Annotated in this window: 8 protein-coding genes; 7 read left to right on the top strand and 1 reads right to left on the bottom strand. The window is 69.9% G+C overall.

Annotation, left to right across the window (positions count from 1 at the left end):
* Positions 1–41: 41 nt before the first annotated feature.
* From ABD255_RS10870 to ABD255_RS10860, 3 genes are all read left to right on the top strand, one after another.
* Positions 42–911, top strand: coding sequence for an SURF1 family cytochrome oxidase biogenesis protein (locus ABD255_RS10870; protein WP_344212539.1), 870 nt, complete (start codon positions 42–44; stop codon positions 909–911).
* A complete protein-coding gene (locus tag ABD255_RS10865) occupies positions 817–2,637 on the top strand; it encodes a glycoside hydrolase family 15 protein (protein WP_344212537.1) in 1,821 nt (606 codons plus the stop codon). The genes ABD255_RS10870 and ABD255_RS10865 overlap by 95 nt, the downstream gene beginning before the upstream one ends.
* Before the next feature lie 185 nt (positions 2,638–2,822).
* Positions 2,823–3,578: an SDR family oxidoreductase gene (locus tag ABD255_RS10860; protein WP_344212535.1), complete on the top strand. Its 756-nt coding sequence runs from the start codon at positions 2,823–2,825 to the stop codon at positions 3,576–3,578.
* 22 nt (positions 3,579–3,600) lie between these two features.
* Here the strand turns inward: ABD255_RS10860 and ligD are convergent, their stop codons facing one another.
* Positions 3,601–4,659, bottom strand: coding sequence for a non-homologous end-joining DNA ligase (gene ligD / locus ABD255_RS10855; RefSeq protein WP_344212533.1), 1,059 nt, complete (start codon positions 4,657–4,659; stop codon positions 3,601–3,603).
* 159 nt (positions 4,660–4,818) lie between these two features.
* Here ligD and ABD255_RS10850 point away from each other — a divergent pair, with 159 nt between their 5' ends.
* From ABD255_RS10850 to ABD255_RS10835, 4 genes are all read left to right on the top strand, one after another.
* Positions 4,819–6,414 (top strand): M4 family metallopeptidase, encoded by a 1,596-nt coding sequence (locus tag ABD255_RS10850; RefSeq protein ID WP_344212531.1) that lies wholly within the window; start codon positions 4,819–4,821, stop codon positions 6,412–6,414.
* A gap of 121 nt (positions 6,415–6,535) precedes the next feature.
* Positions 6,536–8,257 carry an NAD(P)/FAD-dependent oxidoreductase gene (locus ABD255_RS10845; protein ID WP_344212529.1) on the top strand — a complete coding sequence of 574 codons (1,722 nt, stop codon included), beginning with the start codon at positions 6,536–6,538 and terminating at the stop codon, positions 8,255–8,257.
* Positions 8,250–9,635, top strand: coding sequence for an adenylate/guanylate cyclase domain-containing protein (locus ABD255_RS10840; protein WP_344212527.1), 1,386 nt, complete (start codon positions 8,250–8,252; stop codon positions 9,633–9,635). The genes ABD255_RS10845 and ABD255_RS10840 overlap by 8 nt, the downstream gene beginning before the upstream one ends.
* A 214-nt stretch (positions 9,636–9,849) precedes the next feature.
* Positions 9,850–12,237 (top strand): lamin tail domain-containing protein, encoded by a 2,388-nt coding sequence (locus tag ABD255_RS10835; RefSeq protein WP_344212526.1) that lies wholly within the window; start codon positions 9,850–9,852, stop codon positions 12,235–12,237.
* The last annotated feature ends 39 nt before the right edge of the window (positions 12,238–12,276 follow it).

The following is a 12,276-nucleotide window of genomic DNA, read 5'->3' as shown; positions in this document are numbered from 1 at the left end:
GCGAGGGGTGGGCGTTTCGGAGGATGGCTTAAGTTCGAAGCGTGCCCCGAAGCTCACACCCCTTGCTGAATACCCGGTGGATCGCCGCCGCGTTGGTGATTTTGGTGCTCGCCGGGGCGTGTGTGCAGCTCGGCCGCTGGCAGTTGCACCGGCTCGACGAGCGCAAAACCCGCAACGACGTCACGCGGAGCAACCTCGCCGCTCCCCCGGCTCCCCTGGCCGAGGTGGTCGGACCGCAGCGAGTGGTCGGCGACCAGCACGATTGGCGTACCGCGACGGTCACCGGGCGCTACGACGCCACCAAGCAGGTCGTACTGCGCTACCGCAACGTCCGGGACAAGCCGGGCTTCGAGATCGTCACCCCTCTGATGCTGGACGACGGCAGCGCAGTACTGGTTGACCGGGGGTTCCTGCCTCGGCAGGGCGGGCAGCTCGCTCCGAGCACCATTCCCGCGGTTCCGAGTGGAGAGGTCACCATCACCGGCAGACTTCGCCGCAGTGAGCGCGGTGGTCGCACCAGCGGCGGCACTCCGGTGGACGGCACCGCACGGCTGATCAACGGGCCGGCGTTCGCCTCGGCACTCGGCTTGAACCTGTACGACGGGTACCTGACCGTGGATCAGCAGGTGCCGGCGGCAGACCCGGCCTTCGGCGGGTTTCCCGGACCGGAGATCGACGACGGGCCACACTTCTTCTACGCGTTGCAGTGGTTCTTCTTCGCCATGCTGGCCATCGGCGGCTTGGTGTACTTCTCCCGACGGGACGTGAACGGTGACGAGACAGCAGCGGCCCCAGACGGCGCCGTCGGCTCCGAAGGTGGACCCGAACCGGCGGCAGCCGCTTCCGGACCGGCGGATCGAGGACTACGCGCTGATCGGGGACACCCAGACGGCGGCGCTGGTCTCGACTGACGGCTCGATCGACTGGCTCTGTCTCCCCCGCTTCGACTCCCCCGCCTGCTTCGCGGCCCTGCTCGGCACCGACGACAACGGCCACTGGCGGCTCCGGCCGCGCGACGGCAGCGCCAGGAGCACCCGGCACTACCGCGGCGACACGCTCGTGCTCGAGACGGAATGGTCCACCCCGAGCGGCTCTGTCCGGGTGATCGATTTCATGCCGCCGCGCGATGTCGCGCCCGACGTGGTGCGCATCGTCGAGGGGATCAGCGGCACCGTCTCGATGCGGTCCGAGCTGCGGCTGCGGTTCGACTACGGGCACGTGGTCCCGTGGGTGCGCCAGGTGGACGGGCAGATCGTCGCGATCGCCGGGCCCGACTCCGTCGCCCTGCGCAGCGACGTCCACCAGTACGGGCGCGACTTCGCGACGTACGCGGACTTCGAGGTCAGCGCGGGCGATCGGGCCTGGTTCGTGCTCACCTGGCACCCGTCGCACCTGCCGCCGCCGACCCCGACCGATGCGCTCGCCGCGCTCAAGCCGACCGAGAGCTACTGGAGCGAGTGGATCGGACGCAGTACGGATGCCGGCGAGATGAGCGAGGAGGTCACCCGGTCATTGCTCACCCTGAAGGCACTCACCTACACCCCGTCGGGCGGGATCGTCGCCGCGCCGACCACCTCGCTACCCGAGGCGCTGGGCGGTGGGCGGAACTGGGACTACCGGTTCTGCTGGTTGCGAGACGCAACGATGACGCTGGCCGCGCTGCTGCGGTCCGGCTTCACCGAGGAGGCGCAAGCCTGGCGCGACTGGCTGCTTCGGGCGATCGCCGGCTCGCCTTCGGCCCTGCAGATCATGTACGGCGTCACGGGCGAGCGCAGGTTGCCCGAGTTCGAGGCGCCGTGGCTGCCCGGGTTCGGTGGTTCGGCGCCGGTGCGGATCGGGAACGCGGCGGCCGACCAGTTGCAACTCGACGTGTTCGGCGAGGTGATGGACGTGCTCGCCCTGGCCCGGGAGACGCGGATCGGGCCGAGCGACGACGCCTGGGCGATGCAAAGCGGACTGATGCGGCACCTCGGCGACGTCTGGCACCTCCCGGACGAGGGCATCTGGGAGGTCCGCGGCGCGCGGCAGCAGTTCACCTACTCCAAGGTGATGGCGTGGGTGGCGTTCGACCGGGCGGCGCGGGCGGTCGAGCGATTCGGCATGAGTGGTCCGGCGAAACAGTGGCGGGCGACGGCCGACGAGATCCACCGACAGGTCTGTGCGGAGGGATTCGACGCCGAGCGGAACACGTTCACCCAGGCCTACGGGAGCAAGGCGCTCGACGCCTCGGTGCTGCTCATTCCGCAGGTCGGCTTCCTCCCGCCCGGCGATCCACGGGTCGTCGGCACGGTCGAGGCGGTCCGCGCAGAACTCGGCTCCGACGGCTTCGTCCGGCGGTACCTGACCGACGACGTCGACGACGGACTGCCCGACCACGAGGGCACCTTCCTGATCTGCTCCTTCTGGCTGGCCGACGCCCTGGCGATGATCGGCCGCGTCGGCGAGGCCCGCGACCTGTACGCCAAACTCGTTGCCCTACGCAATGATGTGGGTCTGCTCGCGGAGGAGTACGACCCGGTCGCCCGACGCATGCTCGGCAACTTCCCGCAAGCCTTCTCCCACCTGGGCCTGGTCAACACCGCCTGGCACCTCAACACCACCACCACCGACACCCCACTCCGCCGCTCGGCGTACTGACGGCTGCTGATTGCCCTCGGCTACAACCATCACCGGCGTGTCGGCTGCCGGGCGAGGTGGAGCCGACGGTTCGCCGGTGAATTTCCGCGCTGGGAGATGAGACAGACGTCCGACAGATGAGATCGATGCCACAGTTCGCGGCGCGCTCGGCGGCGGGATCGGGGCCGGTGAGGCAGGATGGTCGCGTGGACCTCGGACTTCGCGATCGCGTGTACATCGTCACCGGCGCCAGCGGTGGGCTTGGCTATGCAACCGCCAAGGCGCTGGCGGAAGAGGGTGCCAGGCTGGTGATCTCGAGCCGGAACGAGGACTCGATCTCCCGGGCCGCTGCCCAGCTCGGTGACCAGGTGGTCGGGATCTCGGTGGACAACGCCGACCCGGAGAGCGCCGAGCGGCTGGCCGCGACAGCGATCGCCAAGTGGGGCAGTCTGCACGGCGCGCTGATCAGCGTCGGCGGGCCCCGGCCCGGTACCGCGCTCGAGACCGAGGAGGACGACTGGCGCGCGGCGTTCGACAGCGTGTTCCTCGGCGGTCTGCGGATCGCCCGCGCGGTCGCCCGGGCCGGCACCGACGGTACGTCGATCGCGTTCGTGCTCTCGTCGTCGGTCAAGTCGCCGATCCCCGGCCTGGCGATCTCCAACGGCCTGCGCCCGGGTCTGGCGATGGTGGCCAAGACGCTCGCCGACGAGCTCGGCCCGAACGGGATCCGGGTGAACGGCCTGATGCCCGGCCGGATCGCCACCGACCGGCTGAAGGAGCTCGACGGCAAGAGCGGCGACCCGATCGCCGCCCGGCGGGCCTCGGAGAAGACCATCCCGCTGCGCCGCTATGGCACCCCCGACGAGTTCGGCCGGGTGGCCGCGTTCGTGCTGTCGCCCGTCGCGTCCTACATCACCGGCGCCATCATCCCCGTCGACGGCGGCGCCCTCCGCACCTTCTGACCCGCCCCCGGCGGCAGCAGAGCTACTCCTTCGGCCGGTCGCGGTCCTTCGACGGCTGGACGCGCTTGGGCTCGCCGGGCATCTTCGGGTACTCCGGCGGGTACGGCATGTCGCCCTCGCCGAAGTCTCGTTCGTGTTTCGCCGACAGCTCCAGCAGGGACTCCAGCGAGAACGCCTTCTCCCCCACCGCCGCGTGCAGATCGCCGACCTCCGCGAACCGGGCCGGCATGGTCAGCACGTCGAAGTCGTCCGGAACCACCTCGTCGACCTCCTCCCAGCGCAGCGGCGCGGAGACCCGCGCCCGCTCGTTGGGCCGGACGGAGTACGCCGAGGCGATGGTGCGGTCCCGGGCCATCTGGTTGTAGTCGATGAAGACGCGCTCGCCGCGCTCCTCCTTCCACCAGTTCACCGTCACCTGCTCGGGCATCCGGCGGGACAGCTCGCGGCCGACCGCGATCACCGCGCGCCGGGCCTCGACGAAGTTCCAGCGCGGCTCGATCGGCACGTACACGTGCAGTCCGCGGCCTCCCGACGTCTTCGGGAAGCCTTCCAGGCCGTGCTCAGCCAGCAGCTCACGCAGTACGGGAGCGACCGCGGCGGCGCTCTTGAAATCGGTGCCGGGCTGGGGGTCCAGGTCGATCCGCAACTGGTCGGGTGAGTCCAGCTCGGGGCGCCGGACCGGCCAGGGGTGGAAGGTGAGGGTGCCGAGGTTGGCTGCCCAGGCGACCACGGCCAGCTCGGTCGGGCAGACCTCGTCGGCCGGCCGCCCGCTGGGGAACTTGATCGTCGCGGTCTCGACCCACTCGGGCGCGCCCTTGGCGACCCGCTTCTGGTAGAACGCGTCGCCCTTGTTGTCCATCCGGGTGGACAGCTTGGCGCCCTCGAACCAGCCGCCGGGCCAGCGCTCCAGCGTGGTCGGACGGTTCCGCAGCGCGCCGAGGATGCCGTCGCCGACGGCGAGGAAGTAGTTCACGATGTCCAGCTTGGTCAGTCCGCGGTCGGCGAAGTACGGCTTGTCCGGGTTGCTGATCCGGACCGTCCGCTCGCCGATCTCCAGCTCGATTGCCTTGGTCGCCGCCATGCAGCGACGGTATCGCCCGGCTCGGACCAAAAGGCCGGGAGCGCGCGGGAAAGACAAGTTTTCCCGACCTCTGGCCACCCTAGGTGACTGAGCGGTAACGTTCCAGCACCTCGTTCCTGGGGCGTGAGGCCTCCGGGACACTCTTGAAGGAGCGCGAGGATGAACAAATCCGCCCTGCTCGCCGCTGCCACCGCAGTGGCGACCGCAACCGCCCTCGGGCTGACCGGCGTCTCGACAGCCACCGGTGCCCCCACGGCAGAACCCGGTCCGACCCCCGCCGCGGCGGTCGCCCGGGCCAAGGCCGCGATCGGCCAGAATCCCGGCACGGTCAAGGCCACCGCCGCCGACGCGTTCGCGGTCCGCGACGTCATCGTCGACGCCGACGGCTCCAGCCACGTCCGGATGGACCGCAGCATCGGCGGCCTGCCAGTGCTCGGCGGCGACATCGTCGTCCACCAGGCCAAGGACGGCACGTTGAAGGGCGCCAGCCTGACCCTGGACCGGTCGGCCAACGTCGGCCGGACCCCGAAGGTCAGTGCCGCCACCGCCACCGCCAAGGCGGTCACCCGCGGCCTCGAGGCCGAAGGCAAGCCGACCTTGGTGATCGAGGCCCGCAAGGGCGCACCGCGCCTGGCCTACCGAGTCGCGACCGGCGGCACCCAGGCCGACGGCACGCCCAGCCACGTCACCACCACGATCGACGCCCTGACCGGCGCCAAACTCGTCACCGAGCAGCACATCCACACGGCGACCGGCGACGGCAAGAGCCTGTACTCCGGGACGGTGCCGATCGACACCACCGCGGCGACGGGCGGGTTCACGCTGACCGACGGCGTCCGCGGCGGCGGCACCACCCTCGACGCGCAGAACAAGACCGACTCGATCTGGTGCCAGATCTTCGGCATCGGCTGCCCGGTCGCGGTCAAGTTCACCGACGCGGACAACCACTGGGGCAACGGGCTGAACACCGACCGGGCCTCGGCCGCCGTGGACGCGCACTACGGCGCGGCGACCACGTTCGACTACTTCAAGGTCAACCACGGCCGCAACGGAATCTTCAACAACGGCAAGGGTGTTCCGAGCCGCGTCCACTACGGCGTCAACTACGTGAACGCGTTCTGGGACGGCAAGCAGATGACGTACGGCGACGGTGACGGCGTCGTCGCTGGACCGCTGGTGTCGATCGACGTGGCCGGCCACGAGATGTCCCACGGCGTCACCACGGCGACCGCCAACCTGACCTACTCCGGTGAGTCCGGCGGCCTGAACGAGGCCACCAGCGACATCTTCGGCACCTTCGTCGAGTTCTCCGCCAACAACGCCGCCGACCCGGGCGACTACTACATCGGCGAGGAGATCATGAAGGACCGCCCGGCGCTGCGCTACATGGACCAGCCGAGCAAGGACGGCAACTCCAAGGACTGCTGGTACTCCGGGATCGGCAACATCGACGTGCACTACTCCTCCGGTGTCGCCAACCACTTCGCCTACCTCGCCTCCGAGGGCAGCGGGGCCAAGGAGATCGGCGGCCTGCCGCACAACTCCACCACCTGCAACGGCTCGACCGTCACCGGCATCACCCAGGCCAAGGTCGGCAAGATCTGGTACCGCGCCCTGACCGTCTACATGACGACGGGTACCACCTACGCACAGGCCCGGACCGCGACCCTGAACGCGGCCACCGACCTGTACGGCGCCACCAGCACCGAGCGGGCGACGGTGGCAGCGGCCTGGTCCGCCGTCAACGTCAACTAGGCCGGGATCAGCCTGCTGACCGTTTGAGGCTTCGCCGGTCCTGTCCCACTGGGGCGGACAGGACCGGCGATCAAACGAATGATTCGTTGCCCGGCCGACCTGCCGGACCTACTGTCGCTTCATGGGTGGGGACCCGGAAGGAAAGCCGAGCCTTCGGGCGGCACGGCCACTGATCCTTGTGGCCGACCGAGACCCGGAGCGACTGGACCGGCTCGAGACCGAACTGGAGCGCAGTTTCGGAGTCGACTTCAGAGTCCGCGGTGAGCTGACCGCGGCCGACGCGCTCCGCTGTCTGCAACAGGCCCGCGACCTCGACCAGCGGGTCGCGGTCGTGCTGGTCGACCACGCGTTCACCGATGCCGAGCGGTCGCAGATCCTCGGCCGGGCGCGGACCCTGCATCCGGATGCCCGGCGGGCGCTGCTGATCGAATGGGGCGCCTGGGCGGACCGGGAGACGGCCGCCGCGATCCTGGCGGCGATGGCCGTCGGCGACATCAGCTACTACGTATTGAAGCCGTGGATCGCGCACGACGAACTGTTCCACCGCACGGTCGCGGAGTTCGTCCAGGAGTGGTCCCGCAACGAGATCGCCAACCTTCGTGAGGTGGTGGTGATCGCCGAGGAACACAACGCCCGCGGCCATGCCATCACCAGCCTGCTGACCCGCAACGGCATCCCCAACGCCTTCCGGCCGAGCGGCTCACCACCGGCGAACGACGTCCTGCACGAGATCGGCGAACCCGATCCGGGCGCCGGCGTCCTCGTCTGGATGGCCGCGGTCGGCGGTGCGGTGCTGCACGATCCGACCGATGCCGAGGTGGCCGAGGCCTGGGGTGTGCGGACCACTCTGGCCGGTGAGCGGCGCGAGTTCGACCTACTGGTCGTCGGTGCCGGTCCGGCCGGGCTCGCGGCCGCGGTCTACGCGTCGTCGGAGGGCCTGCGGACCCTGGTCGTCGAGCGGGAGGCGATCGGCGGGCAGGCCGGCACGAGTTCGCTGATCCGCAACTATCTGGGCTTCTCCCGCGGCGTCACCGGCTCGGAACTCGCTCAGCGCGGCTACCAGCAGGCGTGGGTGTTCGGGGCGCACTTCGTGCTGATGCGGCAGGTCGATCGGATCGAGCCGATGGAGCACGGATTCCGCGCCGAGATCGGTGAGGTCGGCGAGGTGTCGGCCAAGGCGGTCGTGCTGGCGACGGGCGTCGCGTACCGCCGGCTCGGGGTTCCCGACCTCGAAGCGCTCGCCGGCGCCGGCGTGTACTACGGCGCCAGCGTCTCCGAGGCGCACGGGCTGACCGGCCGTGACGCGTGCGTGGTGGGCGGCGGCAACTCGGCCGGGCAGGCGGTGCTGCACCTGGCTCGCTACTGCCGCCAGGTCAGCCTCGTCATCCGCGGCGACTCCCTCGTCCGGACCATGTCGCAGTACCTGATCGAAGCGATCGACGCGGCCGAGAACGTGGTCGTCCGGCCGTCGACCGAGATCGTCGGCGGCAGTGGCGAGGGTCGGCTGGAGAGCATCACGCTGCGAGATCGCCAGACCGGCGAGGAGAGCCGACTGGCGGTCGACGGGCTGTTCGTGATGATCGGCGCCGAGCCCGGGACCGGCTGGCTCCCCGAAGCCGTCGGGCACGACGGGCACGGGTACATCCTGGCCGGGGCGGATGCCGCCGCTGACTCCCGGTGGACCTGTTCTCGCCCGCCGCAGCCCTACGAGTCGACGGTTCCCGGCCTGTTCGCGGTGGGCGACGTCCGGTGCGGCTCGGTCAAACGGGTCGCCTCCGCGGTCGGTGAGGGATCGGTGGTGGTGTCGCAGGTCCACGAGCATCTCAAGGTCACGAATGCCTGAGCGGAAGTTCGTCTACTCCCCTGCGATGTTGGTCGCCACCTCGCTGGTGCTGCTGGTGCCGCTGGTTGGCCTGGCCGTGCTGATCCGCGAACCACGGCTCGACGTGCACTGGCAACACCACCCGTCGCACTTCTGGCTGGTGCTCACCACGGCGTTGCTCAGCGCAGTACTGGCTCATGCGAGTGGTGCGGCGGCGCTGCAGCGAGGTGATCCCCGGGTGTTCCTGGTCGCGTTGGCCTTCCTGTCGGCGGCCGGATTCCTCGGCCTGCACGCGCTGGCGACGCCCGGCATCCTGCTCGACACTCCGAACGCGGGGTTCGTCCTGGCGACTCCGATCGGGATCGCGCTCGGCTCGGTGTTCGCGTTGCTGTCCAGCCTCAGGCTGTCCGGGAGCCGGCTGCCGGCGGCCATGCGCTGGGGACGGTGGTTGCGCGCCGGGCTGCTCCTCTTGATGGTGCTGTGGGCCGTAGCCTCCCTGTTGCGGTTGCCGCCGTTGCACGGCACCAGGGTTCCCGAGAGCGCCGACGGGATCCTCACCGCTCTCGCCGTACCGGCAGTCGTCCTGTACGCCGTCGCCGCCGCGCGCTACCTGCGGCTGTGGTGGCAGCGGCCTTCCCTCATGCTGCTCTCGATGATCACCGCCTTCGTGCTGCTGGGCGAGGCGATGATCGCGCTGGTCTTCTCCCGGAACTGGGCGTTGTCGTGGTGGGAGTGGCATCTGCTCCTGCTGGCCGCGTTCGTCCTGGTTGTCGCGGGCGTGCGGATCCAGTGGCGGGAGGAACGGTTCTCCGACCTGTACCTCGCCGACACCGTGTCCGGCCGGCGGGAACTGAGCGTGCTGTTCGCGGATCTCCAGGGGTTCACCACCTTCTCGGAGAACCACGAGCCGACCGAGGTGACCGGCATGCTCAACACGTACTTCGAGGTCGTGGTCCCGCCGGTGGTCCGGCGGCACGGCGGCGAGGTGGACCGGATCATCGGGGACGCGTTGATGGTCACCTTCAACAAGCGCGGCGATCAGGCCGACCACGCGGCCCGGGCGGCCGCCGCCGGGCTCGCGTTGCAGGAGGCCGCGGCGGCGGTCCAGGCGGCGCATCCCGACTGGCCGCGGTTCCGGGTCGGTATCAACAGCGGGATCGCGTCGGTGAGCCTGCTCGGCACCGAGGGCGGGCGGACCCATACCGTGATCGGCGACACGGTCAACGTCGCCTCCCGGATCGAGGGCAAGGCTCCTGGCGGAGGGGTCGCGATCGGGCCGGGCACGAAGGCGCTGCTCCCGGACGCGGTGACCGAGTCCCTCGGCCTACTCCCCCTCAAGGGCAAGGCAGAACCACTGGAGGTGCACCACCTGATCGCGCTGCACCCCACCGGCCAATGATCACCGCTGATCGCGCTCTGCCATACCGGCGAGTGAGCACCACTGATCGCGCCGTCCGCCGGTGCACGAGCGCCACTGATCTCGCTGCGGCCCGCCGGCGACGGCACTCGGCTGCCCTTCTCGCTCGCATGATCACCCCTGACCTTCCCGTCCCTTCCGGGTGTTCACCTGTTGGCCCTTGGCGCGGCCTGGTCCGGGTGTGAGAATCCGCCTCATGTCAGCCCTGAACCGATCACGGCGCCGCCTGGGCGCCCTTGTGGTCACCTCCAGTCTCATCGCCGCCGGGACGGTCTCCGCGATCGCGGCCGCCCCGGCACTCGCCGCCTCGTCCACCGTGGTCATCACCGAGGTGTACGGCGGCGGCGGCAACTCCGGCGCGCCGTACACGAACGACTTCATCGAACTGACGAACAACAGCGGTTCAGCGGTCGACCTGACCGGCTGGTCGATCCAGTACGCGTCCGCCGCCGGCACCTCCTGGGCGAACAAGATCACCTTGTCCGGCAGCATCGCCCCTGGTGGCGTCTACCTCGCCCAAGGCGCCGGTGGAACCGCCGGCCAGCCGCTCCCGACCCCCGACGCGACCGGCAGCGTGAACATGTCCGCCTCCTCCGGCAAGGTCGCCCTGGTCACCTCGACCACCAGCCTGACCTGTACCACGGGCTGCGCCACGGCCGCCGGCGTCGTCGACTTCGTCGGCTACGGCTCCGCCAACGACGCGGAGACCACTCCGGCCCCGGGCACCTCGAACACCACCTCGGCCACCCGCAAGGACCCGACCAAGGACGCCGACAACAACGGCACCGAGTTCGAGGCCGTCGCGCCGTCGCCGAAGACGCTGACCACGACCCCGCCGGATCCTGACCCGGTCGACGCCAAGATCCACGCCATCCAGGGCTCCGCGCACCGCTCGCCGATGGCCGGCGTGAAGGTCACCACCACCGGTGTCGTCACCGCCAAGTCCGCCAACGGCTTCTGGATGCAGGACCCGCAGCCCGACGAGGACCCGGCGACCAGCGAAGGCCTGTTCGTCTTCACCAGCGCGGCCCCGAACGCCTCGGTCGGCGACGCCGTCTCCGTCGTCGGCACCGTGGCCGAGTTCCGGCCCGGCGGCTCGGGTGGCACGACCAACCTGACCACCACCGAACTGACGAACCCCACAGTGACCGTCACCGGCACTGCCGCCGTCCCGGCGCCGACCGTCGTCGGCCCCGGTGGGCGGGTCCCGCCGTCGACCGTCATCGACGACGACTCCGAAGGCGATGTCGAGACCACCGGCACCTTCGAGGCGGCCACCGACGGCATCGACTTCTGGGAATCGCTCGAGGGCATGTGGCTCGGCATGAACACGCCGAACGTGACTGGCCCACCCACTTCCTTCCGTGAACTCCCCGTCGTTCCCGACGGCGCCGGCGTCCGGACCGTGCGGGGCGGCATCGTCCTGCAGAAGACCGACAGCAACCCCGAGCGGATCCTGCTCGACGACCTGCTGGCACCGATCCCCGACGCCAAGACCGGGGACACCCTCGCCGGCCTCGTCACCGGCGTCCTGGACTACTCGTTCGGCAACTTCAAGTGGCTCGTCACGCAGACCCCGGCCGTTGTCGACGGCAATCTTCAGCGTGAGGTCACCAGGCCCTCCTCTCCCTTGCAGGTGTCGGTCGCGACGTTCAACGTGGAGAACCTGGACCCGTCCGACGGCGACGCCAAGTTCGACGGACTGGCTCAGGCTGTGGTCAGGAATCTCGCCTCTCCTGACATCCTCGGGCTGGAGGAAGTGCAGGACAATGACGGCGCGGTGAACTCAGGGACTACCGGCGCTGACCTCACCCTGACCATGCTGGCCGCGGCGATCCAGAAGGCCGGCGGCCCGAAGTACGCGTGGCGGCAGATCGATCCGGTGAACAACGCCGAGGGTGGCGAGCCGGGCGGCAACATCCGGGTGGCGTTCATGTACCGCACCGACCGGCCGGTCAAGTTCGTCGACCGGGCCGGCGGTGGCTCGACCACACCGACCACGGTGATCACCGACCGGTTCGGCCGGCCGCACCTGAGCTCGTCCCCCGGCCGCGTCGACCCGGCCAACCCGGCCTGGGCGGCCGCCCGGGTGCCGCTGGCCGGCGAGTTCACCTGGCGTGGCCAGAGCCTGTTCGTGGTGGTCAACCACTTCAGCTCCAAGGGCGGCGACAACCCGCTGTGGGGCCGGTTCCAGCCGCCGGTGCAGAGCTCCACGGTGAAGCGGCACGAGCAGGCCCGCTCGGTGCGCGCCTTCGTCGACCAGATCCTGGCCGAGGACACCGGCGCGAACGTGATCGTGCTCGGCGACATCAACGACTTCGACTTCTCCGAGACCACCGACATCCTGGTCGGCGCCGGCAAGACCGCGCTGATCGACCTGCCGCGCACGCTGCCGGTCAAGGAGCGCTACAGCTACGTGTTCGAGGGGAACAGCCAGATCCTCGACCAGATCCTGATGTCGAGGAACCTGCAGCCGGCGTCGTCGTACGACATCGTGCACATGAACGCCGAGTTCCCGGACCAGATCAGTGACCACGACCCCCAGTTGGTGCGGGTGGTTCCGCTGCCGTCCTGGGTGCGGTGATGACGGCTGCCTTACGGGACCCCACCTGAGCGGGGTTTC

This window comes from Kribbella sancticallisti (assembly GCF_039530625.1).
In the GTDB taxonomy this organism is placed as follows: Bacteria; Actinomycetota; Actinomycetes; order Propionibacteriales; family Kribbellaceae; genus Kribbella; species Kribbella sancticallisti.
Note: the sequence above shows the minus strand (reverse complement) of the source record. Positions and strands in the feature narration are given on the sequence as shown.